This is a genomic window from uncultured Porticoccus sp. (assembly GCF_963975625.1).
Classification (GTDB): Bacteria; Pseudomonadota; Gammaproteobacteria; order Pseudomonadales; family Porticoccaceae; genus Porticoccus.
Map to the genome: position 1 here is coordinate 104,992 of NZ_CAXBHS010000001.1, position 23,582 is coordinate 128,573.

The 23,582-nt window shown below is 49.8% G+C and carries 29 protein-coding genes; 10 read left to right on the forward strand and 19 right to left on the reverse strand.

Going from position 1 to position 23,582, the window contains the following annotated elements; genetic code table 11:
* Positions 1 to 85: 85 nt before the first annotated feature.
* Positions 86 to 376 carry a hypothetical protein gene (locus AACZ64_RS00465; RefSeq protein ID WP_152556764.1) on the forward strand — a complete coding sequence of 97 codons (291 nt, stop codon included), beginning with the start codon at positions 86 to 88 and terminating at the stop codon, positions 374 to 376.
* 30 nt (positions 377 to 406) lie between these two features.
* On the opposite strand, the gene AACZ64_RS00470 is transcribed toward AACZ64_RS00465, so the two are convergent.
* The 4 genes from AACZ64_RS00470 to AACZ64_RS00485 form a co-directional block, all read right to left on the reverse strand.
* Positions 407 to 916, reverse strand: a complete 510-nt coding sequence (locus tag AACZ64_RS00470) for a hypothetical protein (protein WP_036858525.1) — start codon at positions 914 to 916, stop codon at positions 407 to 409.
* Between the two features lie 55 nt (positions 917 to 971).
* Complete coding sequence (locus AACZ64_RS00475; protein ID WP_036858524.1) at positions 972 to 1,211, reverse strand: TIGR02647 family protein; 240 nt, start codon at positions 1,209 to 1,211, stop codon at positions 972 to 974.
* 178 nt (positions 1,212 to 1,389) lie between these two features.
* Positions 1,390 to 2,010, reverse strand: a complete 621-nt coding sequence (locus AACZ64_RS00480; protein WP_036858523.1) for a LysE family translocator — start codon at positions 2,008 to 2,010, stop codon at positions 1,390 to 1,392.
* An 82-nt stretch (positions 2,011 to 2,092) separates the two neighbouring features.
* Complete coding sequence (locus tag AACZ64_RS00485) at positions 2,093 to 2,449, reverse strand: helix-turn-helix domain-containing protein (RefSeq protein WP_036858522.1); 357 nt, start codon at positions 2,447 to 2,449, stop codon at positions 2,093 to 2,095.
* Between the two features lie 120 nt (positions 2,450 to 2,569).
* On the opposite strand from AACZ64_RS00485, the gene AACZ64_RS00490 reads away from it, so the two are divergent.
* From AACZ64_RS00490 to modC, 5 genes are all read left to right on the forward strand, one after another.
* Positions 2,570 to 2,806, forward strand: a complete 237-nt coding sequence (locus tag AACZ64_RS00490; RefSeq protein WP_036858521.1) for a thioredoxin — start codon at positions 2,570 to 2,572, stop codon at positions 2,804 to 2,806.
* Between the two features lie 227 nt (positions 2,807 to 3,033).
* The gene (locus AACZ64_RS00495) at positions 3,034 to 3,411 is read left to right on the forward strand and encodes a LysR family transcriptional regulator (protein WP_036860961.1); all 378 of its coding nucleotides are present in this window, start codon (positions 3,034 to 3,036) and stop codon (positions 3,409 to 3,411) included.
* A 136-nt stretch (positions 3,412 to 3,547) separates the two neighbouring features.
* On the forward strand, positions 3,548 to 4,315 hold the full coding sequence (gene modA, locus AACZ64_RS00500; protein WP_293613955.1) for a molybdate ABC transporter substrate-binding protein: 768 nt from the start codon (positions 3,548 to 3,550) through the stop codon (positions 4,313 to 4,315).
* Between the two features lie 44 nt (positions 4,316 to 4,359).
* The gene (modB, locus tag AACZ64_RS00505; protein ID WP_293613954.1) at positions 4,360 to 5,046 is read left to right on the forward strand and encodes a molybdate ABC transporter permease subunit; all 687 of its coding nucleotides are present in this window, start codon (positions 4,360 to 4,362) and stop codon (positions 5,044 to 5,046) included.
* The gene (gene modC / locus AACZ64_RS00510) at positions 5,043 to 6,116 is read left to right on the forward strand and encodes a molybdenum ABC transporter ATP-binding protein (protein WP_293613953.1); all 1,074 of its coding nucleotides are present in this window, start codon (positions 5,043 to 5,045) and stop codon (positions 6,114 to 6,116) included. The genes modB and modC overlap by 4 nt, the downstream gene beginning before the upstream one ends.
* A gap of 71 nt (positions 6,117 to 6,187) precedes the next feature.
* Here modC and AACZ64_RS00515 read toward each other — a convergent pair whose 3' ends face one another.
* The 5 genes from AACZ64_RS00515 to AACZ64_RS00535 form a co-directional block, all read right to left on the reverse strand.
* Positions 6,188 to 6,787 carry an HD domain-containing phosphohydrolase gene (locus AACZ64_RS00515; protein WP_293613952.1) on the reverse strand — a complete coding sequence of 200 codons (600 nt, stop codon included), beginning with the start codon at positions 6,785 to 6,787 and terminating at the stop codon, positions 6,188 to 6,190.
* Between the two features lie 442 nt (positions 6,788 to 7,229).
* The gene (locus AACZ64_RS00520) at positions 7,230 to 9,347 is read right to left on the reverse strand and encodes a TonB-dependent receptor (protein WP_293613951.1); all 2,118 of its coding nucleotides are present in this window, start codon (positions 9,345 to 9,347) and stop codon (positions 7,230 to 7,232) included.
* 234 nt (positions 9,348 to 9,581) lie between these two features.
* Positions 9,582 to 9,899 carry a quaternary ammonium compound efflux SMR transporter SugE gene (sugE, locus tag AACZ64_RS00525; protein WP_293613950.1) on the reverse strand — a complete coding sequence of 106 codons (318 nt, stop codon included), beginning with the start codon at positions 9,897 to 9,899 and terminating at the stop codon, positions 9,582 to 9,584.
* Positions 9,900 to 9,954: 55 nt separating this feature from the next.
* Positions 9,955 to 10,683 (reverse strand): divalent cation transporter, encoded by a 729-nt coding sequence (locus tag AACZ64_RS00530; protein WP_293613949.1) that lies wholly within the window; start codon positions 10,681 to 10,683, stop codon positions 9,955 to 9,957.
* Between the two features lie 142 nt (positions 10,684 to 10,825).
* Positions 10,826 to 11,878 (reverse strand): DUF2235 domain-containing protein, encoded by a 1,053-nt coding sequence (locus AACZ64_RS00535; RefSeq protein WP_293613948.1) that lies wholly within the window; start codon positions 11,876 to 11,878, stop codon positions 10,826 to 10,828.
* A 227-nt stretch (positions 11,879 to 12,105) separates the two neighbouring features.
* On the opposite strand from AACZ64_RS00535, the gene AACZ64_RS00540 reads away from it, so the two are divergent.
* Complete coding sequence (locus AACZ64_RS00540) at positions 12,106 to 12,381, forward strand: Lpp/OprI family alanine-zipper lipoprotein (protein ID WP_036858511.1); 276 nt, start codon at positions 12,106 to 12,108, stop codon at positions 12,379 to 12,381.
* 5 nt (positions 12,382 to 12,386) lie between these two features.
* On the opposite strand, the gene AACZ64_RS00545 is transcribed toward AACZ64_RS00540, so the two are convergent.
* A complete protein-coding gene (locus AACZ64_RS00545; RefSeq protein ID WP_293613947.1) occupies positions 12,387 to 13,388 on the reverse strand; it encodes a L,D-transpeptidase family protein in 1,002 nt (333 codons plus the stop codon).
* Between the two features lie 29 nt (positions 13,389 to 13,417).
* A complete protein-coding gene (locus AACZ64_RS00550; RefSeq protein WP_293613946.1) occupies positions 13,418 to 13,903 on the reverse strand; it encodes a L,D-transpeptidase family protein in 486 nt (161 codons plus the stop codon).
* A gap of 269 nt (positions 13,904 to 14,172) precedes the next feature.
* On the opposite strand from AACZ64_RS00550, the gene AACZ64_RS00555 reads away from it, so the two are divergent.
* On the forward strand, positions 14,173 to 15,120 hold the full coding sequence (locus AACZ64_RS00555) for a sensor domain-containing diguanylate cyclase (RefSeq protein WP_293613945.1): 948 nt from the start codon (positions 14,173 to 14,175) through the stop codon (positions 15,118 to 15,120).
* A gap of 54 nt (positions 15,121 to 15,174) precedes the next feature.
* Here the strand turns inward: AACZ64_RS00555 and AACZ64_RS00560 are convergent, their stop codons facing one another.
* The 5 genes from AACZ64_RS00560 to AACZ64_RS00580 all read right to left on the reverse strand — a co-directional run bounded on the left by AACZ64_RS00560 (position 15,175) and on the right by AACZ64_RS00580 (position 19,291).
* On the reverse strand, positions 15,175 to 15,984 hold the full coding sequence (locus AACZ64_RS00560) for a hypothetical protein (protein ID WP_293613944.1): 810 nt from the start codon (positions 15,982 to 15,984) through the stop codon (positions 15,175 to 15,177).
* A 432-nt stretch (positions 15,985 to 16,416) separates the two neighbouring features.
* On the reverse strand, positions 16,417 to 16,917 hold the full coding sequence (locus AACZ64_RS00565; RefSeq protein ID WP_293613943.1) for a hypothetical protein: 501 nt from the start codon (positions 16,915 to 16,917) through the stop codon (positions 16,417 to 16,419).
* A gap of 373 nt (positions 16,918 to 17,290) precedes the next feature.
* Complete coding sequence (locus tag AACZ64_RS00570; protein ID WP_293613941.1) at positions 17,291 to 17,677, reverse strand: hypothetical protein; 387 nt, start codon at positions 17,675 to 17,677, stop codon at positions 17,291 to 17,293.
* Between the two features lie 380 nt (positions 17,678 to 18,057).
* A complete protein-coding gene (locus AACZ64_RS00575) occupies positions 18,058 to 18,729 on the reverse strand; it encodes a PEP-CTERM sorting domain-containing protein (protein WP_293613940.1) in 672 nt (223 codons plus the stop codon).
* 262 nt (positions 18,730 to 18,991) lie between these two features.
* Complete coding sequence (locus AACZ64_RS00580; protein ID WP_293613939.1) at positions 18,992 to 19,291, reverse strand: hypothetical protein; 300 nt, start codon at positions 19,289 to 19,291, stop codon at positions 18,992 to 18,994.
* Positions 19,292 to 19,845: 554 nt separating this feature from the next.
* Here AACZ64_RS00580 and AACZ64_RS00585 point away from each other — a divergent pair.
* Positions 19,846 to 20,814, forward strand: a complete 969-nt coding sequence (locus AACZ64_RS00585) for an integron integrase (RefSeq protein ID WP_008169685.1) — start codon at positions 19,846 to 19,848, stop codon at positions 20,812 to 20,814.
* 212 nt (positions 20,815 to 21,026) lie between these two features.
* On the opposite strand, the gene AACZ64_RS00590 is transcribed toward AACZ64_RS00585, so the two are convergent.
* The 3 genes from AACZ64_RS00590 to AACZ64_RS00600 all read right to left on the reverse strand — a co-directional run bounded on the left by AACZ64_RS00590 (position 21,027) and on the right by AACZ64_RS00600 (position 22,354).
* Complete coding sequence (locus AACZ64_RS00590) at positions 21,027 to 21,479, reverse strand: hypothetical protein (RefSeq protein WP_222562901.1); 453 nt, start codon at positions 21,477 to 21,479, stop codon at positions 21,027 to 21,029.
* A 52-nt stretch (positions 21,480 to 21,531) separates the two neighbouring features.
* The gene (locus AACZ64_RS00595) at positions 21,532 to 21,837 is read right to left on the reverse strand and encodes a hypothetical protein (protein ID WP_222562900.1); all 306 of its coding nucleotides are present in this window, start codon (positions 21,835 to 21,837) and stop codon (positions 21,532 to 21,534) included.
* 148 nt (positions 21,838 to 21,985) lie between these two features.
* Positions 21,986 to 22,354, reverse strand: coding sequence for a hypothetical protein (locus AACZ64_RS00600; RefSeq protein WP_293613938.1), 369 nt, complete (start codon positions 22,352 to 22,354; stop codon positions 21,986 to 21,988).
* A 218-nt stretch (positions 22,355 to 22,572) separates the two neighbouring features.
* Here AACZ64_RS00600 and AACZ64_RS00605 point away from each other — a divergent pair, with 218 nt between their 5' ends.
* Positions 22,573 to 23,553 (forward strand): integron integrase, encoded by a 981-nt coding sequence (locus tag AACZ64_RS00605; RefSeq protein WP_339639575.1) that lies wholly within the window; start codon positions 22,573 to 22,575, stop codon positions 23,551 to 23,553.
* The last annotated feature ends 29 nt before the right edge of the window (positions 23,554 to 23,582 follow it).

Consider the following 23,582-nt stretch of genomic DNA (forward strand, 5'->3'; position numbering starts at 1 on the left):
CTGGTTGAAAATCCATTGTTGGCAGCTGTGTCCAGTACGCTACTGAAGCAGCAGTTGCCTTTCCAAGTGATGAGTGCCAATGATTATGACCAACAGAAATCAGCAGGATACTGCGCCAGAAACCGCCACTGAAGTAGATTCCCGGCAGGATGAGGCGGAGGAGACCAAGCCGAAAAATCTCAGTGCACTTGAGATTATTACCCAGGCGTTCTGTCTGGTGTTTGCCCTGCAAAGAAGGCGTGGCATGAAGAGGGCATCGGACCTGTTGGAGACCAATCCAAAATCCGTGATTCTGGCGGGTATCATGGCAATGGTGATTTTCTTCTCTATCTGCTTCATTGCCTCGCAACTGGTCATCAGGCATCTGGTGCCATAATAGCCCCGCAACATGATGGGCTGGCAGGATTTACTGCCTGCGAGCCTCAAAACAATCGATCAACGGGGTGATGTTTCGCACAATTTCTCTGCCCACATCGCCAGTCAGTTTTTTAAAACCAAAGTTTGACGTTAATACGTCAGTTTCGTTGAGAATTTCTGCTTTTCCGGTGTTTTCAATCAATTCATACCGGAAATCGATCCTAGTGAACAGGTTGCCCCGGGCGATATTGAGCACCTTGATTTTCAATAAAAGCCCGTCTGCTTTTGCCTGTTCGCTATTCTGGACGATTATCACCTCATCAGCGATATCGTCCAGCGCCAGGGCGGTTTCCTTTCTGACCAATTGGGCAATGCTCTCACGCGGCTGATGCTCCCTGTAGGCAAACAGATACACCTTGTTCGAGTCGGGCAGGGTGAAAGTGCTACACAGGGTGTTTGTTTCATTTGAGGCCGCATGTGCCTGATGTGCCAAAATGCCATAACCATTGCCGACAATAAAAAACGTCATGGCAAACAGGATTGTGATTTTATGTTTCATTTATCGTCCTGAATGTTCTGTTCAATGAGGTTCCCGAAAGAGGCAGTTTGTCGCTTCAGTCGGTTGAGAGAATGCCCAGTAGTTTCTGGGTGTGATCGACCGTTTCGAAACCCAGATCAGTCAGATAGCCACCGTCCCTGTTTGTGATTAAACCCTTTTGATGCAGGCGCTCGGCTGCTGCCACCAGTTCGGGTGCCGCCTCATTTCGGTGAACCTTGATGCCTTCCTGCAGTGTGGGGGTGCTGAACATGACCAGCAAGTTCAATTCGGTTAGATGTTCCGGAGAAAAGGGCATGGTGGTACCTCTTATTGTTATCTTTGAGGGGTGGTGGTTGGCTGCCTAGGGCAACATAGGGTAACCGAATCACAAGGTTAATCAATGCTGTCCATAGAGCTCCCAGCCGAAGATAATCTTAACAGGAAAATAAGCAGTTCTCGTTAATATTGATGATCTATACCTGCAGATGTGGTTGTCAGCTTTGTACGATCATATAACTTCCCGCTCCGATCATCGCACCACCTGCTGTTTTTCTGATGGCGGGCTCAAACGGTAGGCCTTTCGAGAGGGCGGCAATTTTTGCTGCTGAACATGCATAGACGACTTTCACGCCACCCACAGCCACCACTGTGACTGCCATGATAATGAAAACGTCAGTAAGCTGGAGTGCGGCTAAATCAATAAACACGGGAAACAGGCTAAGGTAGAAAAAGATGGCCTTGAGATCCCCGAGCGTCAGGGCGAGGCCAGCAAGGAAGCTCGTTGTGAAACGTCCTTTTCCCGCTGGGTTGTCGATCATAAACCCGGTGGTGTGTTTTCTTGTCAGCAATGAGAAGCCAAACCAGATCAGATAGGTCGCGCCAAGATATCTGACGATCAGAAACAGGCTGGCCAGGGTCTCTGCCAGCACAGATAGACCCAGTATTACCAGTAAGACAAAGATCAGATCGCCGACAACAACTCCCGCAGCGACCGCTATACCATTATGGACGCTCAGAGTGACAGAGCGTGTGACAACCAGTGCGACACTGGTACTTGGCATCACAGCAAGTGCAATCATGATTCCCAGAAGTGTTATCGACTCGATGATACCCATAGTGTGTAACGTTCTTTGTTCATCCAGTTCTGTGGCGCAGGGCTTGGGGTGTAGCGAATCAGAGCCGGCCGCCGCTACTTTATTAGTTGCGGTTGAGTTGCTTGGGTCTCGTCTCTTGAAGTGTTGAATCCAGAGTGTGAATCTGTTGAATGATGCTGATGAGTTTTATGCCCGATGGTGTCAATGAATACTCCGTGCGAGGTGGCACCTCCGGGAAACTCTGCTTCTCGAGCAAACCATAAGTAGTCAGTTTTCGCAGTCGTTCAGACAGCACTTTCGTTGAGATGCCGGAAATGTGGCGCTCCAGTGCGCCGGGGCGGGAGATCCCGGCATCAATGGCCAGTAGGACCGACACCGACCATTTGCAGCCAACCACGTCTTCAAGCTTGCGGTAGACATTGCTGGCGCGGGAATTTATTTTTTTCTCATTAATATTCATTAAGTTACACCATAAAGTGCCTACCACACCTTCCGGTTCCCGCTTTTTTGCAACTGACAATAGCGCTACCGTTTGGGTGTATTTCGAACATGATTGTAACTTAAGGACTGGAGAGAAGTTATGAAAGCAAAAGCAGTTTTTTATCACGCTGGTTGCCCGGTTTGTGTGGCGGCTGAGGACAGTGTAGCCAGGGCAATAGACCCCGTTCAGTATGATGTGGAAATCGTGCATCTTGGGAATGACAAATCCCGAATTGCAGAAGCTGAGTCAGCAGGGGTCAAATCCGTACCTGCCCTGCTTCTGGATGGTTCGCCGTTTCATATCAATTTTGGAGCCAGTCTTTCTGAACTGAAGTAGCCACCTCGTTTTGTGCGGCACCTCGCTGAGACGATAAACGATCTCGCGCTTGAGAGGTGTCGCGCCAGCGCGGGCATTCGGGTGGCTGAAAATCACTTATTGCGGAGCCGCCAGTTATGCTTTGAACCTCAAAGGCGTCGCCGACCGGGCCCTGATGAACTGTTAAATTCGTTGCCCCCATGTCTATTGTGGCAAAATCAGTGATCGTATCGGTCGAGCACAATATTATGAAATCAGGTACTTCGTTATTGCGCCTGCGGCAACGTATCCTTTTCGGAAAAGCTATCGCTATCGGTCCGGGGAAAGCGGAACTACTGGAGCGTATTATCGCCACTGGGTCCATCTCGGCCGCATCCCGGCAGATGGGGATGAGCTATCGCCGGGCCTGGTTGCTGGTTGACACCATGAACCAGTGTTTTTCTTCTCCCCTGATTGAAACCGCTGCGGGGGGCAGTGGCGGCGGGGGTGCCCGGATTACGCCGCTGGGTGAGCGCGTACTGGCTTTGTACCGACAAATCGAAGAAAAGACGGCAGCGGCAGTGGCCGATGAATTGAGCGAACTCTCGGCCCTTCTGGCGTCGTCCCCTCCCAGCAGTCCCCACTGATTGGTCGATATTCGTCCTGGGTTGACGATCCGGCGATCTGGCCCTATTCTTCACGTTATATTCAATTGGATATAACGTGAAGAGCATCCGGTCCGGCCACAGCATAATCACACCAATTCTTGCTCGGAGATCGACAATGCCCCTATTCGAAAAACCGGGTCGGTTGCTTGTGATACTGACTCTTCTGTTGTTGACCTCCGCGATGCATGCCAGCGAGCCCATGCGTATCGCGGCAGCCTCTGATCTGCGTTATGCACTGGATGACATTGTGAACCTCTATCGTGAGGTGCGTCCCGATGTCGCCATTGAGGTTATCTACGGCTCATCGGGGAAAATGACCACGCAGATCACTAACGGTGCACCTTACGATATCTTCTTTTCGGCCGACATCGCCTTCCCCCAGCAACTCAGGAATAAGGGCCTGACAACCACTGAACCGGCTGTCTATGCCATTGGCCGGATTGTGATCTGGAGCAACATCCTGAACGCCGCCGACCTTACCCTTGAAGACCTGACTTCAGAGGCGATTACCCGCATTGCCATTGCCCAGCCCTCGCATGCTCCCTACGGTCTGCGTGCGAAAGAGGCGATGCAATCGACAGGTGTGTGGGACGCTGTGCAGAGCAAACTGGTGTTCGGCGAAAACATTGCGCACACCGCCCAGATGACTGAATCCGGCGCTGCACAGGTGGGCATCATCGCCCTGTCTCTGGCAAAGTTTCCCGACCTGGCCAGGCATGATCACTACCTGATTGACGATACGCTGCACAATCCGCTGACCCAGGGCTATGTGGTCACCAGGCGTGGCGGTAACAAGCCCGAAGCGTTGGCGTTTGCCGCGTTTATGGCGACCGACAAAGTACACGACATCATGACCCGCTACGGGTTTGTGATACCGGAGTAAACAAACACCATCGGGCCGCCCGATTCTGGTCGTGAGGAAATCCTATGTATGCACTCGGGCCCGCGGAATGGCAAGCCATCGATGTCACTCTCCGGCTGTGCCTGTACACCACGATAATTTTGTTAGTGTTGGCAACCCCGCTTGCCTGGTGGCTGGCAAAGGGCCGTTCCCGTGGTAGGAATGTGGTGCAGGCGATTGTCTCCCTGCCTCTGGTGCTGCCGCCCACCGTGCTTGGCTTTTATCTGCTAGTGGCGATGGGGCCACGGGGGATTGTGGGCAAAACTTTGCAAGACCTGGGTTTTCATCACCTTGCTTTTTCTTTTGAGGGCATTCTGATGGCGTCCATTCTCTACTCCATGCCCTTTGCCGTGCAGCCGCTGACCGAAGCCTTCAGTAATCTGGGGAGGCGTCCAGTGGAGGTGGCGAGCAGTCTCGGCGCCGGTGCACTGGATCGTTTCCGTACCGTGATCTTTCCACTGACACGCAGCGGTTTTGTGGTGGCGGCCACATTGACCTTCGCCCATACCATGGGCGAATTTGGTGTTATCCTGATGCTCGGTGGCAGCATACCCGGCGAAACCAAAGTGTTGTCGGTATTGATCTACGATCATGTTGAAGCCATGAACTATGAGGCTGCACACAGTCTTTCATTACTGCTGCTGATCTTTGCCTTCACCACTTTGTTCGTGGTGTACAGCCTTACCCGTCGCTTTCAGGTCGTCCGGGTATGATGCTTCGTATTCAGGCTCACCTGCGTTATGGCGGAGATTTTGAGCTCAAGGTAGATCACGAGTGGCCTCTTGAGGGCGTGACCGGGCTGTTTGGCCGCTCTGGTTGTGGCAAGACGACTTTACTGCGCCTCATCGCCGGACTGGAGCGAATCAGGGGAGCTGCAGTGAGCTTTGGCGATCAGCAATGGCAGCAGGGAAGACAGTTTGTGCCGCTGCACAGGCGGCGTATCGGCCTGGTTTTTCAGGAACACAGCCTGCTGCCGCACCTCTCGGTGCAGGACAACCTGCTCTATGGCTACAAGCGAACTCCGGCGCCATTACGCCGACTGCATCTGCCTGAAGTTTCCGCCATGCTGGGCATTGAAGATCTGCTGGGCCGCCGCATTGATCAATTGTCGGGTGGCCAGCGCCAGCGAGTGTCCCTGGGACGGGCCTTGCTGATCAGTCCACAGCTGTTACTGCTGGATGAGCCAATGGCGGCACTCGATACCCAGACCCGGCGTGAGATCATGCCATTTCTTGGTCGTATGGCAGCCGAGTCCGCTGTACCTATCATTATGGTCAGCCACTCCCCGGATGAGATCGAACGTCTGGCGGACCGGATTGTCTTCCTGCAGGATGGCCTCATCCAGCGCATCGAAACGCTACACGAGTCGCTGGCGCGTCCGGACTCGCCACTATTTGATGATGCCGGTGCTGTTTCGGTTTTGGAGGGAGCTCTGGGCGAGGCCGGGGAGGATGGCGTCAGACCCTTTGGCCCACCGGAAGCCCGGCTGTGGATTCCCAGAACGGGACAGGCCTCTGGTTCCCTGCCCACACGGATACTCATTCGCGCTCGTGATGTCAGTCTGTCCCTGGTGGATCCGCATCACATCAGTATCCAAAATCATCTGCCGGTGACCATTGAGCGCATTGATCCACCAGCAGACAGTCGCTGTGTGGTGGCCTGTCGCACTGCGGATGGACAATTGGTGCTGGCAGAAGTGACCTCGAGAGCAGTTAGTCAGCTTGGGCTCGAGACAGGGAAGTCGCTCTATATGCTGATTAAATCGGTGGCGTTACTGGGATGATATTTTATGCCACGGAGGAAGGCGACAGAGTGACGTTCATTTCTCGACAATATGAGTATTTCAATATACCCCTATATTTCTGACTGTTGAGCGCGGAGTGGGCTATTTTCGAGGCAAGTTACAAGCTTTTTACGCAAATAGGGATCGTATTTGTATTCGTTATCCTCGTGGAGGACCTTCATGATAAAACTGTGTGGTTTGCCTGGGCGATATGGCCTGGATGTGGCCATCGCATCGTAACAATCCGCCAGTGCGATGATACGTGAGAGAACAGGGATCTCCTCGCTGTGTTTGCCGTCGGGGTATCCGCTCCCATCAAACGCCTCATGGTGGTTTCGAACCACGTTGGCCACCGACTCTGCATAGGGCGATTCGACGGTGTTGAGAATCAGAAACCCGTGCTCCGGATGGGTCTTCATCACTTCCCATTCTTCTGCATCAAGACGCCCGGGTTTTAGCAAGATTCGATCGGGAATCCCGATTTTTCCGATATCGTGCACAGACGCCGCAATTTCGAGGATCGTCAGCTCCTCAGCTTCCAGGCTACATTGCTCTCCAATATCCAACGCAATCAGCTTCGTTCGCTGATCGTGACAAGCCGTGTATTCATCCCGCTTCTCAAGGGCGGCAATGAGAGAGCGAAAGGGGTTGGTCAGACTTAAGTCATTCATAATGTCCTCCTGACTTGCGTGGCCTGACGCACCAATACCCGAAGCTTTGTAGCAGCAGAGCTGCAACGATAAAACGGCTGCCGTGTTCGGTCTGTTGTCTCAGGCTCTTTCCGTCTACCTGTATGGCTTTTCCATAAACCGCATGTGTGCCAGCTGTATAAATTATATTTACAGTTGGCCTAAAAGTTATGTTAGAACAAGTGGTTAGGCTGTCAAGGTTGGTCGTTGAGGTGGGGCTGTGTGGTCTTTAGAGCCGATGGGCGGGTATAAAAAGCATGGAATGTGCCCTAAACCAAGTATCCCCTATGTCATCCGCTCAGCGCCTCGGAGAATGTCCCCAAGGGGGCTATATCCCTGCGAATCGATTCGTGCAGGCCTGGCGATAGGCCAGCAGAGGGCAGGATGTGCCCCCTGTTGGGGGGAGATTGATTCAAAGAAATTGTTAGAAATCGTAACGAATTCCCATCTCTGCAGAGCGACCGGGACCGTGGAGTGATTCAAAGGGCCCCGTCATGCCGTCATCACGCCATTGGGCCAGGCTTACACCACCCAAAGGCAAGTCGTGGCTTTCATCCAGCAGATTACGTACACCAAAATTGAGCGTGGTGTTATGCCAGCGGTATTGGGTGAATATGTTCAGGAGGGTATATTTGGCCGTTTTGTTTTCCAGACGAACTTGGTCCACGTTGTCTTTTTCATCGACCCACTCCAATTCAATAGTATTGGCCCACTGCTGAAAAGACTGCTCCAAAGCGATTTTCACATTAAGTGGCATGATGTGGTAAAGGTCTTCCGGGCCGTCTTTGCGTTTACCTCGAGTGTAGGACGCCCGGGCTTTCAGGTTCACGGTGCCCCACTTGCCAGATTGCGAAAGAAGGCGGGAACCATTGACATCCAGACCGTAAAACTCGGCGTCGATATTGGTAAATTGCAACCTGGGTCGTGTAACGGACATTACCATTCTCGGATTGAATGTACCGATCTGAGTAGCATCAATAAAATCATCCACGTATGTGTAATAGGGGCTGATGGTGTATTCCCAGCGGTTATCCGAAGCCTTTTTGCTATAGGCAGCGCTCAGGGTATGCGCAGTCTCCGGATCCAGGTCAATATCACCCACATAGCCATTGCCGTCGCCATACCAGCCAATCATGGTCATTGCCATGGTGTTCCTGCCCCATGTGTAGCGCTCATAGAGGTTGGGTGAGCGGGTTTTGCGCGCGTAGCCAAACTCTACAGTGTCCTCGGACGTAGGCTGGTAGCGGAGCACCAGGGTTAAATCGATGTTGTCATCAACCTGCTTGTGATTGCGAGCATTGAATGCAGTTGCAGCCGGTGCATCGAGGTTGGGGCTCATCATGATCATCGGCATGGTGTTGTAGGGTTGCACATCATCGGTATCGGTAATGACATGCTCGTAGCGAATACCGTAGAGAGCTGTCCAGGATGTATTGATCCGATAGTCTGACTCAGCCCAGAGCGCGTAGCGGGTGCGCTCGCCATCATTGATATTGATATAGTCATTTGGGCCCATCATCATTGAGCCGGGCACAGCAGGCCACCAGTCGTCGAGTTCAAATTTGTGGTATTCATTGCCGATACGCAATGTGTGTTGCTCTGACAGTGGGAATTCTGCCTTCAGGACGTAACCCATGTCCTTGCCCTCGGTATACATGGGCATTGTGCCGGTCTTCTCCTCGGTGAAAAATCCCATTTCGTGTTCGACATCATTCCAGCTAAACAGGACATCGAGTTTCATCCAACTGAAATCGTGGAGGTAGTTGACAATAACGCCGTCACCTTTATTGCCTACCATGTCCATGTACTGATTGGGAAAGCCTTGATAGTGCACCTTCTGGTGAGTGAGTTTCAGGACGAGCTCCTGAAACTCACCTCTGGCACCAAAGGTAATGGCGTGATTTTCTGAACGATAGAGCGTATCGAGAACTTTGTCGCCACTGCCATCGCGATAGCTGTCAGAGCGGTCCAGACTACCGCTGTAACCCAGACTTAGATTGCTGTTGGCAATGGTAGCGTTTAGGTATTCGCCATGGTGCCGCCCATTACTTTCGTAGATGGCACCAATAGAACCCTGCATAAGTAGTTCGTCGGAATCAGAATAGGCGGGTTTGCGGGAATCCACTGAAATTGTGCCGGCGATACTGTCGCCGCCCATACTGACAGGGGTAATTCCACTCAGGACCGTCGTCGATGAAATACGGCTGGCATCCATATAGGAAAGCGGGGGATTCATATGGTTTGCACAGGCAGAAGTGATTTCACCGCCATCAATGAGTACTTTAACCCGATCACCATTCATTCCACGAATGCTGGGTAACTGGGAAATACCACCGGCAGCAGAAAAATTGACACCCTGGTTACCCAATAAATTGGTGGCGTCGCCCGTTGTTGTAGGCATCGTTTGCTGAGACTTGATAAGGATAATTTCTTCTACAGTCTCCTCAGCGTGTGAAGATGCCAGCAAAACGACCGGGAGACCCGTGGCCAGTACAGCATGGAAAATAAAACGTTTCATGACGCGAGAATAGATGAAAGTCAAAACAAGCCACTCCTTAGTGAAGACTCAAAAAGAGCGCTATTCTAAAAGACAGGCGAAAAACAGAACATGCGACAAATTGACGCAGGCAGAAGGGCAGGAACGTCTAACAGTCAGGAGTTATTTGCCGGGCGCTGACATAAAGTGCTGAAGAAAAGCGGGCCGAGGCCGAACCAGCTAGCGGAGTCATCTGAACACAGGTCATGGACCTAAAAGTCAAGACTTTTCAGTCGGTTATCAGGCATGGGTAAGTTTGAGGCCAACAATGCCGGCACAAATCAGGCAAAGACTCAGTATTCTGGGCAGATCGGCGGACTCGCCGAACAGGAATATCCCCAAAATCGCTGTGCCAACGGCACCGATACCAACCCACACCGCATACGCCGTCCCCACGGGCAGTGACCGCATGGCAATACCAAGCAACAGGAAACTGGCCACCAGTGAAATCACTGTTCCCACAGTTGGCCACAGTCGTGTAAAGCCCTCCGTGTACTTCAGTCCAATAGCCCAGCCGATTTCGAGAAGACCGGCAACAAACAAAATAAACCAGTTCATTAAATACCTCTTTTATAGCGTCGTCCCGGCCTGAAGGGGCGAGAACCCTGGCTTGCTAGCTGGTGTGTGTCAACATTTCAGCAAATAGTGCAAAGCAAAACCCAAACACGGCGCCAAGGGGCGGTGCCCAGTGTTTTTTCAGTCGCGATTGTGGCGCGATATCCTGGAAAATCAGATAAAGAATACCGCCAGCTGAAAATAGCATGATTGCCCCCATGATGGGTTCGTGCTCCGAGAGAAATGAATAACCAGCAATCCCGGCCAGCGGTCCTAGTGGAACCAGGAGGCTCATTGTCAGCAACGTTTTTTGGGAAGAGGTGTTGTTTTGAAACTTAAGCTCTCTGTAGGCGTTAAATCCTTCTGGCAGATTTTGTAAGCCAATCAGTAATGCCAGTAACGGAGCAATAGGTGACCCCAGAGCGATTAGCCCACCCAATGCGATAGCTTCGGGCACGTAGTCCAGAACCATCGCCATCAATTGGGGAGACTCCCTCCGCTTCAAGTCGAGTAATCGCTCGATCAGGAAGAACGTGAGGCCACCGGCGAGGACCACAGGAATTGAAAATACAGAATCATTCATAAATGTGGTTCCTTCCGGAACCAGAACGACAGAAACGGCCCCCAGAAGAATACCGCCACCAAAGGCAATCAGAAAATGTCGAAATTCCTGTTCGAGCCAATTGGGTCGGATGTGCTCGAAACTCGCGATCAGTCCACCTACGGGGATACAGATCCCAGCGGCAGTACTAAGAACAATAATGGTTGAAACCAGTGATATGTCCATATGATGTCCTTTTGGCCAAGCGACAGTTGTTAAGTCGTCGTTTCGAATTGCTGCGATGCAGAAGCAGGGTCCGATGCCCCGTTGGTCCGCACATCAATAACAATATGGGAGTGACTCCCTCGGGCTACGGCGAGGTTGCAACTTATTGCCCCGGAGGGTACTGGTCTGCATCGGTCAGAGTGCGTGGTCGATAGTCAAACTTGGCATCTTTCCAGCGCTTCCAGACACTGTTATCAACCGAAATGTTGACCGCAGGGTGTCCGTTTAGACCCTCTGAATATCTTCTGCAGAACCGGCCGTCTCCCTGTTCTTTGATCTTGCGGAACCATGCGTAGGCGCCGTTCAGGAATTCCTTGAAGGAGTCTTTTGGCTCGGTTTGCCATGCATCGTCGGGCGCCTTGAATGGATCGAGCTTCAGCCCTGCTTTTTCAGCATTCTCCAGAATCCATTGCAACGGAATATCGGCAAGTGAATCCTTGGTACCATAGCCACCGCCCACATTCGCGTGGGCGCCAATAAACCAGCGCTGCTCAACCTCCAGATTGCGCTGTTTTTTGTTTCCATCGGCACTTGTCCACAGTGGTACGTCGTAGGCCGCCCTGTGTTCGTCCAGTGCAACCGCATGGTAGGCATAATCCACAATGCTGGAGAGTTCGGTATCGTGCCACGAGTACTTCCCCCTTTCGGAAAGGACCGTGCCGGGTACTCCCAGTGCGCCGACGGTATCCCATACGCCGATGAAGTGGATCCTCGGACTTCGGCTGTAGCGTTCCCTGAAATCCTTGCAGACGTCAGCATCTGGAGAGAGACCCTCGTCCCGGTAGATACTTTCAGCTTTTTCCAGCAAGCCCGGGGTGACGATATGCAGTAACCCACATTTGCGGATTAACCCAACGAGACTTCTTGCCGTATAGGCTCCACGACTGAAACCGAATATCCAGATTTCCTCTCCATCGGTGTAGCGTTTTGCAAGCCACTCGTATCCCGCCAGCAAATTTTTGCTAAGACCGTAACCGAACACGCCCCCTCTGAAACGCTCCAGCTTCGATGTGCCAACACCGGCGCTGTAGAAAAAGCGTTGTCGTATATCGCTATCATAATCATGAAGGCAGCGCGAGATACGATAAACATTTGTTTGATCTTCGGGATCGTTCCAGGTCCCGTCGAACAGCATAATCAGTCGTTGTTTTGCCATAGGGTTTCCTGCCGTCGCAATAAGGGGGCTTCACCACTTGCGTGGCAGTGCCTCTGTAGCCAATATGTGTGTCTTGTGTCAGTACACCATGAATATGAACCTGATAATTAATTCAAATCAAGTTGATAAGTAACAGGGTTTGCAACTGGTAAATCCTGCATCCATACTTTGAAAGTAATAACCCCCGTGTAGATCTGACTTGTTTTTTCTTCAGTAAGGAGAGCTTCATGAAATCTTTAGTAAAGTTTTTACCTGTTTTGATGGTGGTGGCGGTCACTGGTTGTGCAAGTAACTCATCGGTAGATGAGGTCAGGGCAATGGCGCAGGAAGCTCAGCGTTCAGCTGCAGAAGCAAGCAGGGCAGCCGCCGATGCCCAGCGGTCAGCTGATGCTGCAAATAAAGCTGCTGCCAATGCCCAAAGTACCGCTGACGAAGCAAAAACATCAGCATACGAAGCCAACGAGAAAATTGACCGGGCCTTTAAAAAGGCAATGGAAAAGTAGTCCATTTACTCAATCATATCCGGTCGGTTTGAGTGGTCTGACCGGATATGATTTCGGTAATACTCAAAATCTGATAATGAATGTGGCTGTATTCCCACCAGCACGGGTATGCCCGTAGCCTTTGTTATTGCAATATCGACCCTGTTCCAGTCGATCAGAACCTCCGGTTGTTTCTCCAGTATTGACGTCAGCTTATCGACAATACCTGTTCGATTTTCCTCCTGCACCACGCCATCAAGTTCCAGAGGGTGATGTACCTCCAGATAAAGCTTTTCGTCTTTCCAGCCGATTTTGTGGGTCTGATTGACGATGCTGACAGGCGTGTTAACCGATATGAGGTTATAGAGTTCTTCAATATGTTCCGGGTACATGCGAATACAGCCATGAGTGACCTGCATGCCAATGCCAAAGCGTTTATTGGTCCCGTGGATAAAATAGCTTGGAATATCCAATGCCAGTAAATAATCCCCTAGTGGGTTGTCTGGGCCAGCGGGAACGATTTTGGGCAGTATGTCCCCGCGAGCGGCGTGTTCCGCACGGATACTGTCAGGGGGATACCAGGGCGGGTGCTCAATTTTCATTGTCACCCGCGTTTCAGTCAGCGGGGTCGCCCAGTCCCTGCGGCCCACACTGATGGGGTAAACAGTCACTGTGTCATTCTGCTGCTCATCCCTGTGGTAAAAATAAAGACGCATTTCCGCTGTATTGATGACAATGCCTGTTCGTGGCGCATCCGGCAAAATAACACTGAACGGCAATAATACGTTGCTCCCGTCATCGGGAAGCCAGGCGTCGACATCCGGATTTGCCGAGCGGATCATGTTGTATCCCAACTGATATCGAACTGCGATATCAATCAGCGTTTCTTCTCTCGATATGTTGGTGCTGCTGTTATTGCCCACCAGATCCGTGTTTGTCTCTGATGTCAGAATATGCCGATTCTCAGCCAGGCAGGGCAGGCAACAAAGAGCAGCTAACAGGACACCAAAGGCCCTGGCGCTTGTCATGGTTCCCTGAATTGGCCGCCAGGTTGCCATTAGGGACGAATATCAATAGGTGTGCCTGGCTTGATGGCCGACCAGATTTCATCCATGTCCTGGTCGGTTACCGCAATACAGCCATCGGTCCAGTTGAACATCTGAACCAGCTCGGGAGGTAACGTCGTATTATTGGGCATCCCATGAATCATGATTGAACCTCCCGGAGCAGCCCCAATGTCTGAGGCCCGTTTAATATCCTGCTCATTAGGGTAGGAAATATGAATGGCTTTGTAAAAATCACTTTTTTCAGTCTTGAAATCCAGAATATAACGCCCTTCTGGCGTCCGTTCATCGCCAGCATGCAATTTGTGACCACGTGGCCGGGGGCCCAAAGCGATGGAATACTCCCGGTACTTGATACCCTCCCGGAGCAGATAGAGCTTTCTCTCCGACTTATCGACCAGCACACTGTCTGCGAGAAACTGCTCATCAGCCATGGCCAGCTGGCAAACTAGGAAGCCGATTAATAAAACTTTGTACATGACAGGTAAACTTGCCCCAAATGCTGTTCTGTTGTGAAAGTTCGCTGCCAATAGGCGATCAATTGGCCATTAAAAAGTACACCTGTCAGCCTAGCGGAGAAAACGGTTGAAAAGTAGTTGTTACGGCCTCTTTCATTTGACGCTGCTGCTTGGAACCGGCTTGGCCTCAACTATCGAGATTACCCGGCAAGCGATTTGCCTATATAAGTCGGAGGCCTATAATGAAATTTTACAGATCTCTCCGATAAGAACGTCAATTCCGGTCTTATATGGACAAAGATGACAATCACAACCAGTTCACCCGCCCGTTACTGCATGCCATTCAGGAAGCATCGCCGGACGGTATTCTGGTGGTTGATCGGCACTCGCAAGTTATTTCATATAACCAGCGGTTTCTCGAAGTCTGGCAGATAGAACAAAAAAGCAGACCTGACGATCAGACCGCCTATCCACACTTGCCTGAAGAGCCCTTGCTTGACTCAGCATTGCGCAAACTTAAGGACCCCGATGCTTTTTTGCAGCGTATTCAAGAGCTTTACGACAATCCAGAGCTCCACGATCATACTGAAATCGAACTGACGGATGGGCGCACACTGGATCGTCATTCAACCGGTTTGTTTGATGATCAGAATAATTATCTGGGTCGGGTCTGGTTCTTCCGTGATATTACCCGACAGAAACTGAATGAAGCCCTATTGCAAGACCTAGCCTGGCGTGACCAGCTGACGGGAGTCATGGCCCGCGGGTATTTTCTCGAACGTGCTGAAGAGGAGCTGCAACGGACGCAACGCTATGGACATACACCGGCCCTTATTATGCTGGACGTGGACCACTTCAAACAGGTCAATGATCGTTACGGACATTATGCCGGTGACCGGGTGCTGGTAATGCTTTGCCGGCGCTGGCTCGACACCCTGCGGAACAATGACCTGTTGGGGCGCATTGGTGGTGAAGAGTTCACCATACTGTTACCACAAAGCGATTTGCAAACAGCCCTGCAAACAGCCGAGCGAGTGCGTTCAATTACAGAAAACCAGTCTGTACACAGTGATGGGATTGATATCAACTGCACAGTCAGCTGTGGTGTGACCATGCTCGATAATAACCAAAACGACAGTATTAATGATGCCCTCAAGCGTGCAGATAATGCACTGTACAGTGCCAAAAAACTTGGCCGCAATCGTGTTGAGCAGTTCAGAAGGGTTACAGACAACTAAAGGGGTCGGTTTAGTGCTTAAAAAATAATTGTTACGACCCCTTTAGCGAAATATCTAAAGCATCTGCAAACTTGCATCCTGCGATCTGCCCATCAGTAACCGCGTGCCGATTAAAAACTTATGCCAGCTGCGGGCAACATTGCCGGCCAGAGCCAGCAGAATCCAGAATCCGATCAAATAAAATATCGTGGTGACCGTCCACCACCAGGCTGTCCAGATTTTTACGATTGTGTTTAACATCGATTCCGCCTCGGCGGCAATTTGTTCGGTGGCGGCTTTGAGCGCCTCAACTGCTGCCATGTTAAAGGTCAGATCGACATCAATATCGATATCTGGCAAATGAAAACCCGGAACATTTATATCGGGTAAATTAATCCGCTGCATATCCTTCACACCCGGAATGCGGTTGATGATCTTGATCATGCCGTTCAAAATTGATTCTAATGTTTTCGAAATTGCGCCTACGGTACCGCTGATGGCATACAGCGACTGACGGATAGGTTCAATCGAGCGTTTGATTTCTTCCGCGGCTTCGCCACCCTGATTTTTGATTTTCACGATTTCATCGGCAATGCGTCGGCCTTCCTCACGAATTTTTTTGATTTCATCTTTCGCCAACTCAATTTTCGGTTCAAGCGCCCTGCCTGCCCGTTCGATTTCGGTATTAATGCCGCCAATGATTTTCCAGCTACCGACCAACAACACCAGCAAAATCAACAGCGGAATCATGACCTTGAAAACTATCAGTAATCCGACAATACGCGGCCACAGACGTCCAAAGAAAGAGGGAACAGATTGAACAGTAGGTGGGCTTGCCAAGTTTGGGTTGTCCATAAACAATTCCAAAAAATTGGGTTGAATCAAGTATTGGCTATCAAAAGGGTCGGAGTAAATAAATTTTGATCAGTCTGGCGGTATATATGGTTAAAAAATAATCACTACGACCCCTTTGATTTTCCACTCGGATCAGCGGATCGAATATGCGGCGCATGAGTACCGTGATTTAGTAGAAAGTGCGGGTATGACAAGAAGTATGAGCCGGAAAGGTAACCCACTGGGCAATGCCCGAGTGGAATCTTTCTTTCACACAATGAAAGCGGAGCTTGTTCATCATCGGCAATTTGAAAATTGTATAGACGCCGTATCACATATTATTGAGTATATGAGTTCTATAATCGAGTGCGTTTGCACTCATCGCTGGGCTACCAATCCCCCGAAGAATATGAAAAGGTATGTGCGTAAAGTGTCCACTAAAACGGGGGATCTACAGGGGCGGCTTGCACGCCTTGTTAGGCATTACTCGGCTCGCGAGAAAGAACCAATACCTACGACAGCGAATACGCTCCCTGTTGGCGGCGCTTCCCCGGCCCAATTGTTGACAGTTCGTAACAGGAACAGCTTTGCCTGATTCTTACTTTCCCTCGAAAGATCAACCATCCACGACTCTATCCATGCACCACCACTTCGAACGACTTGTAGCTTTGCAAAAAGCTCGTTTGCCTGAAAAGGAAAACCTTCAGACACGGGTGAAAATTCTTCACCTGGCAGGGCAATGTAGAAAGAAGCTTTGCCTTCAGACAGCACAACTTTCGCGTTAACTATTTCTGTATCCGGATCTTCTCCACCTTCCGGTTTGAAAACGATCTTATATTGGCCTTCCCACGTTCCATCCATGGTGCCCCAGGATGCAATTTCTTCCAGTCTTGCTTCGGCTTCCTCACGTGTTACAGCAGAAGCAGTTACTGATGTGAATACAGCCAGCAGGGCTACAACAACGATCCAATGTCTGATGTTCATGTTTTTTGCCTAACGCCTGCGGTAACCGGCGCCGGAGCGCAGCGGAAGGTACCAAAAGCGCCCCGCTTTTGGCGTCCGGTTGACCGCCTGGTTATGTGTTTGCATTGCGCGCCCCTACGATTGCGAACCAAAAGAATCCTACCCCAGCTAACACAACCCCCAGCACAGTGTGATTGGGCTCAATACTCCGAACGTAAAGCAGCGGAGCTGTAGCCATTGCAATCGAAACCAGCACATAGACACCGTAGTGCCAGCCTCGGGCGTTACCTATTTTCTTGCGCCATGCATTTAGGAGCAAAGTCCCCGTTGGAATGAAAAAAATCATGCCTACTTCGAAAATACCCATGATTCCTCATGACACATAACGCCCCTGTTAGCGGTCATTGTCATAAGGTGGCCAGCAGTGTGTTCCACCACTGGTATCCCCCATCGCTTTTCGCCACACATTTTCTGGGAGTAGGCCTCGGTCACAAATGGCACCAAAGAAGTCGGAGCCTCCTCTAGCCTCTGTAGGAATCACAATATTGTTCTCACGGCCATACACCGCGATGATAACGATATCTGAAGAATATAGACCTTCGTCTTTAAAGCAAACTCGCTTGACATCGCCCCAGCGGAAACTTTGGTTCCAACCAGGTTCAAGCCTCTCTAAGACTCGGATTCTCACTTCTTCATCGTCAAACTCAATCGCTAGTAATTCATCAAGCTTTCTTGGACGACGCAATTCCAGCCATTTCTTTATGCTTGAAAATATAGACATCCCTTTCTCCAGCTAACGCCCGCATTTGGGGCAACCGAAACATAGTGTAGGTTGTCCCAGCCGCGCTAGCGGCGACAAAATGCGCTTGTTATGAATTTGTTGAAATTTAGACACTATTTCCTTTTTCTGGCTTTTCACCAACTTCTAGGATTTCAAACCGTGTAACGTCACCCCAGTTTTTAGTCCACTCTTGAAACAGTTCGAACTGTTCTGTCTCCATTAGTTGAAAACACCGCGATCCATCCTTCGTTAACCAGCTATTTATATAGTGCAGCCCGTCGGGCAACATCCTTCCTTTGTCATGGAACCTTTCGTAAACCTTATCGAGACAATTTTCGAAAAAGGTTCAGCAAAAAAAGCCCGCATTAGCGGGCTTTTTTTCAATGTTTATTGCGCTTTCGGCGGGAAAGACCTACCCCTAACACCCCCAAACCTAACAAAACAATGCTGCTAGGCTCAGGCACCGAATTGGTTACACATATCGGATCATTGGGATTTCCAATACAACGGTCAGTTGAAAGCGTTGCTGTAAATCCAATATTCTGGAAGTCAACCTGATCATTAGAACCTGTTAAAAATGCTGTAACAAACTGTACATTTAAGGGCGCTACTAAAGGAATATCTTGTGCAAATATATTTGGTGTAGTTCCGAGATCAGGAAGGATAGATAGCATCCCAACCTGATTATTGCCATCATCAAAAAAGGTGAAGTCAATATTATCGACATCAAAACTTTCACCATTGTAGTTCCAGAAATGCAAGGTAGTTAAGTCATATTGCTGGCCAAAATCAAATAACAGTTCAAGGCCTCCTCCTGAGAACCAAATATGTGTTGACTGGGAGTGTATTTCACTCGAAGCTGCCGTTGGTGCATCAATGACTTTATCTATTGTTGCCCCAGAGTTAAATGTATTATTTGAAGTGGTAGCTGTAGTACCTGCGCCAACCTGAACGGAGATATTATCAGTATTCAGGTATATTGGTGATGCATTTGATTGGAAAGCACAAAAACTCATGAATAACAAAGAAAGACAAAACTTACTATTCCACATACTCGATCCCTCACAATTTAAGAATAAAACCAAATAGCATCTTTCAAAAGCATTAATCAGGCCAAAAATTTTTTCCGTTTAAATCCAGGAAGTTATGCACTCAAGACAATCTCGCTGTAAATTTTTTCGACACCTTGTTAAATGAGCCATCGATTCGATAACGGCTACTCATAACGCCTCAAGCACCGGCGGCAAAACAGCGCAGCGGTTTTGACGTCCGCGTGGCTTGATTTGTTAGGTGTCAAGCTCAGCAGGGCAGTACTTAGCCAGATGCCGTCTTTTCGATAATTACCGAGATAATCGCGGCGCTAATAAAAAGAACGATACCGACAATCAGGATATAGAATATCCACTTCATCAGCGCCGGGATTCTTTTTCTTAACAGCACGGCCAAAGCGACTGGAATGGTCGTAGCTGAAAAGAAATACCAGGTCGGAAGGTCGTGCAGGCCGAGCGATGGCCCCAACACTTCTCCTAGGGTCAATAACAGAACGGTACATACCAGCCAGAATCCAAAATACGAGTATATAGGGTGAAGAAATAGACCCATGACTATTGCCATCAGCTGACTGCCTGCACCTGCACCTCCACCTCCACCCATGCCATGAACAATGCCTTGGCCATGGCATCGGTCACACCGGAGTGACCCCCAGCCCGCGCTGACTTTGTTTGGCTCATTCGGATTCGTTAGGGTAGAAACTCGGCCTGTACCGTGGCACTTAGGACACTTTGCGTAGCTCATGATGCTTTCCTCCCTTTGCAGAAGAAACCTAACAGCTTATTAGTTTGCTTTCTTATTAAACCGCAACACCATCACCCAGTCCAATACTGCTTCACAACCTGAATAACCTCGATTTTTCAGATCATTACCCCTCCATCTCAGGGGGCTTTTGAGCTTTTGGTTCTGTGAAAAGTGTGCACGCGGGATATTTATGCACGTTTTTGCACGTTAAATCCAGTGGGTCGAATTTTTCCCATGCTGAAACAGATACCTACAGAGATGCATTGTGAAAAGCGAGCAGGGCCGTGCAAATTAAGCCGCAAGAATTTTGGCGTTTTTGGGTGTTTTTTATTATAACTGTACGTACATACAGCATTCAGCCACGGAGGGCGAGCGTGTCGAAATCACCGTTTCTACAATCGGTCCGCACAGAAATTAGGACAAAGCAGTACAGCTACCGAACCGAGAAGTCCTATCTTTACTGGGTTCGTCAGTTCATCCTTTTCAATGACAAGAAGCACCCAAAAGTCATGGGTAATCACGAAATTGAGCGTTTCCTGAATCACCTCGCCGTCAATCGGGGAGTCAGTCCGGGCACTCAAAATCAGGCGCTATGCGCGATTATTTTTGTCTACAAGCATGTGCTGAAGCGGGAGATTGAAAACCTACAGTATAAGATGACGAAAACGCCTCGACGCATGCCAACCGTTCTGAGTCCCGATGAAGTTGCTTCTATTCTTCAAAACATGGATGCAGAGTATTGGCTCATCACTGCGCTTCTTTATGGATGCGGTTTGAGAATCAACGAAGCTCTTTCGCTTCGCGTGAAAGACATCGACCTAAAAAGCCGCAGTTTGCTCGTATTCAACGGTAAGGGACGAAAAGATCGATACACACTGATTCCAGGCAATCTAAGAGAAAACATGGAGCGACAATTCGCCCATGTCAGGGCTGTACATGAGTCCGATCTGGCCGATGGATTCGGGCTTACGTCAGTGCCGGCCTCACTTCACAAGAAGTATGGACCGGCCATGAAGGACTTTGGTTGGCAGTACCTGTTCCCATCCGTAACAAGATGCGTTCATCCCATCGCTGGTTATGTGTGCCGCCACCATCTTCATCATTCATCGTACTCGCGGCGATTGAGGCAGGCCGTTCTGGCCACGGGAATCACCAAGCGTGTGACGGCTCATACCTTTCGGCATGCCTTTGCGACAGAGTTATTGAGATCGGGGAGCGATATCAGGACGGTTCAGGAAATTCTTGGGCATAGCGACATTCGAACGACAGAAATCTACACGCATGTCATTGGCGATCGACGTGCTGGAACCGTCAGCCCTTTTGATCGTTTGCCAAGTTCTTGATGGGGCATTGCTTACCCGTTTAAGGGGCGTAAAGCCTGGAATTGGGGGTGCGGCGAATGTTCGCTTTTGTTTAGGTGGCGCGTAGGATGCGGGACGGTCGCATAGCGGACATTCGAGTAAGACGAATAGCGCTTCCAGTATGCGCGCCTGCGGAATGCAGGCGAAGCCGCAATGAGTAGCCGTCTCGGTGACTGGCTTTGTTACATAGCTCGTTAGTTTAGGTCGAAATCGCAATTAAAATTCGTAGTGCGGGCCTTTATGATTTGAGTGCGTGGATCGAAGTTTCCAGCGGCGTTTACTTGCGAAGCGAGGATCTTTTTCATGCCTAGGTGTATAGCGTACGTCCACACGCCGGCGGAATTACTATTTGCGGCCGGTGCTTCAGCGGCAATGATAACTCCTGTGTTCTGCGCCAAGATATAAGCGGGTTTTCCATCAATAAGTAACTTGTCAGGAGGAGTGAAACTGAACTGCCAAGTTGAATTGAATTTCTCGCTCGTTGTCCAACCACCAGGCATGCTGTTCCCCTGAAGGTCGTTTGCAGCGCGATACCCATGAGTATTGAGATCTTTGCATGTGGCGTTAAAACCAGGGTTGGAACTCTGGGCGTGGATTGGTATTACAAAGAGCATTAACAACGAAATACCAATAATCCTTTTAGTCATCCTTTCCTCCTGACTATCATTGGGGAAGTACACCGCATACTGATGCGCCTTGTTATATTTCGTCGTCCTCAATTGGACCACCAACCGTATCGAAAATCATTGTGTGGCATTCGACCGTAAACCACTCGTCGAACAATTTCAGGGTGAGCTTCCGGGGCCATAAATCAGGGTCGACGTACCACCCGCCAAGCTCGCTCTCAAATAGGGGGCGAAAGTTAGCTTTGACCCATTTTCTGAGTTGTTCAGGAGTGTCGGCCACTTCCTCGTCAATGAGGTAAACGGTACGTTCCTCGTTAACATCGTCTAGCGTGATTGCCGGGCCATCGGGGTTCGGATCAGCTTTGTTGATCCAGCGCACTGCGGGCTCTTTGTAGCGGAGGATTAAAGCTGACCTGTTTAGCAATTTTGGACTCCCTCAGAAATATAACGCCGCGGTTTGGGGCTGACATGGAGCGCTAGCGGAATGGCAGTCCCAGCCGAAGGCGACAACACCGCCTTGTTAAAAATTACATGGCATTGACTGCAAGCCATGACCCACCACCGAACATACCAATACCAATGATTGCAAACAAAGCTGCTATACGCATAGGCGTGTGATGCTTATCTCTTGTTTCCCGTCCCATCTCTTCGCGAAACAACGTGAGCTGGGTCATATAGCTAAATACAGCGGTCAGAGCGCCGGCAAGAACACCACCAAGAAAAAACAGCATTGCAATACTGAAATCTGGCGGAATAGAACCCTTAGCGTAAAGGTGACCCGAAAAAGTGAGCATTGCCACTGCAGCGCCACCATTGGCAGTAAAAATAAACTTCATGACCACAGTGCTAATCTGGATCATGGATTTATATGTTTCTTCTTTATGCCACTCGCTCATAAGTTCCTTGTATTTTTAACAGTATGTTAATGATGGCTTTGCCATCATAATAATTATTAGAGTGCATTCCTCATAATTTACAATAAGAAAAATGCAAAATTAGTTAATTTATTGATTGTAAAAGGTTTATTTTGACTTCTAGAAAGGGGCTGCTTATTAAAGAGGGCTTGCCCTCTTTAATTTTTCTGCTACTCTCAATGGGGTGTACAACAGACTTCATGGATGAGGCTGGCATGGCAAAATCTCCCTTTCTTGAATCCATAGCTTCATATATGCAGGTTCGCAACTACAGTAAGCGGACCATTGCGGCGTACTTGTACTGGATCAAATATTTCATAGTGTTTTGCGGAAAGCAACATCCCAGGGAATTGGGCTCGGTTGATATTGAGCGTTTCCTTACGTTTCTGGCTGTGGAGCGACACGTATCCCCGAGTACGCAGGCTGTTGCCTTGAATGCACTGGTGTTTCTCAAAACAAAATTTTTATCTCAGTCTATTGAGCCACTCGAGCATTTTCAGCGAGCGAATCGTCAAAGGAAGCTCCCGGTGGTGCTGACCCAGGAGGAAGTAAAGATGCTACTTGGCCAATTGGCAGGTGTGCATTACCTGATGGGTGGACTGCTTTACGGTTCTGGGCTGAGACGCATCGAGCTGGTTCGGCTGCGCGTTAAGGATGTTGACTTTGATTTCAAGCAAGTGCGCGTCATGTTCGGTAAGGGCGGCAAACACCGGATAGTGACGATGGCGAAAGAGTTGGTCGAACCGCTGCGCAAGCATCTAAAGCAAGTGACTTTTTATCACCAGCAAGATATCGCTAACCCCGCCTTTGCTGGTGTTTGGATGCCGGATGCATTGGCGAGGAAGTATCCGAATGCTACCAAAAGCCTGAATTGGCAGTATTTCTTTCCCGCTTCACGTTTGAGCATTGATGCGGCGAGTGGCTTGATTCGCAGACACCACTACGATGAGACCAGTGTGAACAAACAGATCAAGCGTGCGGCGAAGATGGCCGGCATACAGAAGGAAGTAAGTTGTCACACGTTGCGCCATTCCTTTGCCACTCATCTACTTCAGTCAGGTGCTGATATCCGCACAGTGCAGGAGCAGCTGGGGCATTCCGATGTGAAAACCACTGAAATCTATACCCACGTACTGAAGCAGGGAGCACAGGGCGTGCGCAGCCCCCTCAGTAATCTATAAAGGGCTTTAGCAAAGGTAAGGGCAGGTTG

What these genes read in the sequence shown, in the direction of transcription:
- AACZ64_RS00465 (WP_152556764.1), top strand. Translation starts at nt 86, where the DNA reads ATGACCAACAGAAATCAGCAGGATACTGCGCCAGAAACCGCCACTGAA.
- AACZ64_RS00470 (WP_036858525.1), bottom strand. Translation starts at nt 916, where the DNA reads ATGAAACATAAAATCACAATCCTGTTTGCCATGACGTTTTTTATTGTC.
- AACZ64_RS00475 (WP_036858524.1), bottom strand. Translation starts at nt 1,211, where the DNA reads ATGCCCTTTTCTCCGGAACATCTAACCGAATTGAACTTGCTGGTCATG.
- AACZ64_RS00480 (WP_036858523.1), bottom strand. Translation starts at nt 2,010, where the DNA reads ATGGGTATCATCGAGTCGATAACACTTCTGGGAATCATGATTGCACTT.
- AACZ64_RS00485 (WP_036858522.1), bottom strand. Translation starts at nt 2,449, where the DNA reads ATGAATATTAATGAGAAAAAAATAAATTCCCGCGCCAGCAATGTCTAC.
- AACZ64_RS00490 (WP_036858521.1), top strand. Translation starts at nt 2,570, where the DNA reads ATGAAAGCAAAAGCAGTTTTTTATCACGCTGGTTGCCCGGTTTGTGTG.
- AACZ64_RS00495 (WP_036860961.1), top strand. Translation starts at nt 3,034, where the DNA reads ATGAAATCAGGTACTTCGTTATTGCGCCTGCGGCAACGTATCCTTTTC.
- modA (WP_293613955.1), top strand. Translation starts at nt 3,548, where the DNA reads ATGCCCCTATTCGAAAAACCGGGTCGGTTGCTTGTGATACTGACTCTT.
- modB (WP_293613954.1), top strand. Translation starts at nt 4,360, where the DNA reads ATGTATGCACTCGGGCCCGCGGAATGGCAAGCCATCGATGTCACTCTC.
- modC (WP_293613953.1), top strand. Translation starts at nt 5,043, where the DNA reads ATGATGCTTCGTATTCAGGCTCACCTGCGTTATGGCGGAGATTTTGAG.
- AACZ64_RS00515 (WP_293613952.1), bottom strand. Translation starts at nt 6,787, where the DNA reads ATGAATGACTTAAGTCTGACCAACCCCTTTCGCTCTCTCATTGCCGCC.
- sugE (WP_293613950.1), bottom strand. Translation starts at nt 9,899, where the DNA reads ATGAACTGGTTTATTTTGTTTGTTGCCGGTCTTCTCGAAATCGGCTGG.
- AACZ64_RS00530 (WP_293613949.1), bottom strand. Translation starts at nt 10,683, where the DNA reads ATGGACATATCACTGGTTTCAACCATTATTGTTCTTAGTACTGCCGCT.
- AACZ64_RS00535 (WP_293613948.1), bottom strand. Translation starts at nt 11,878, where the DNA reads ATGGCAAAACAACGACTGATTATGCTGTTCGACGGGACCTGGAACGAT.
- AACZ64_RS00540 (WP_036858511.1), top strand. Translation starts at nt 12,106, where the DNA reads ATGAAATCTTTAGTAAAGTTTTTACCTGTTTTGATGGTGGTGGCGGTC.
- AACZ64_RS00545 (WP_293613947.1), bottom strand. Translation starts at nt 13,388, where the DNA reads ATGACAAGCGCCAGGGCCTTTGGTGTCCTGTTAGCTGCTCTTTGTTGC.
- AACZ64_RS00550 (WP_293613946.1), bottom strand. Translation starts at nt 13,903, where the DNA reads ATGTACAAAGTTTTATTAATCGGCTTCCTAGTTTGCCAGCTGGCCATG.
- AACZ64_RS00555 (WP_293613945.1), top strand. Translation starts at nt 14,173, where the DNA reads ATGGACAAAGATGACAATCACAACCAGTTCACCCGCCCGTTACTGCAT.
- AACZ64_RS00565 (WP_293613943.1), bottom strand. Translation starts at nt 16,917, where the DNA reads ATGAACATCAGACATTGGATCGTTGTTGTAGCCCTGCTGGCTGTATTC.
- AACZ64_RS00570 (WP_293613941.1), bottom strand. Translation starts at nt 17,677, where the DNA reads ATGTCTATATTTTCAAGCATAAAGAAATGGCTGGAATTGCGTCGTCCA.
- AACZ64_RS00575 (WP_293613940.1), bottom strand. Translation starts at nt 18,729, where the DNA reads ATGTGGAATAGTAAGTTTTGTCTTTCTTTGTTATTCATGAGTTTTTGT.
- AACZ64_RS00580 (WP_293613939.1), bottom strand. Translation starts at nt 19,291, where the DNA reads ATGGCAATAGTCATGGGTCTATTTCTTCACCCTATATACTCGTATTTT.
- AACZ64_RS00590 (WP_222562901.1), bottom strand. Translation starts at nt 21,479, where the DNA reads ATGACTAAAAGGATTATTGGTATTTCGTTGTTAATGCTCTTTGTAATA.
- AACZ64_RS00600 (WP_293613938.1), bottom strand. Translation starts at nt 22,354, where the DNA reads ATGAGCGAGTGGCATAAAGAAGAAACATATAAATCCATGATCCAGATT.
- AACZ64_RS00605 (WP_339639575.1), top strand. Translation starts at nt 22,573, where the DNA reads ATGGATGAGGCTGGCATGGCAAAATCTCCCTTTCTTGAATCCATAGCT.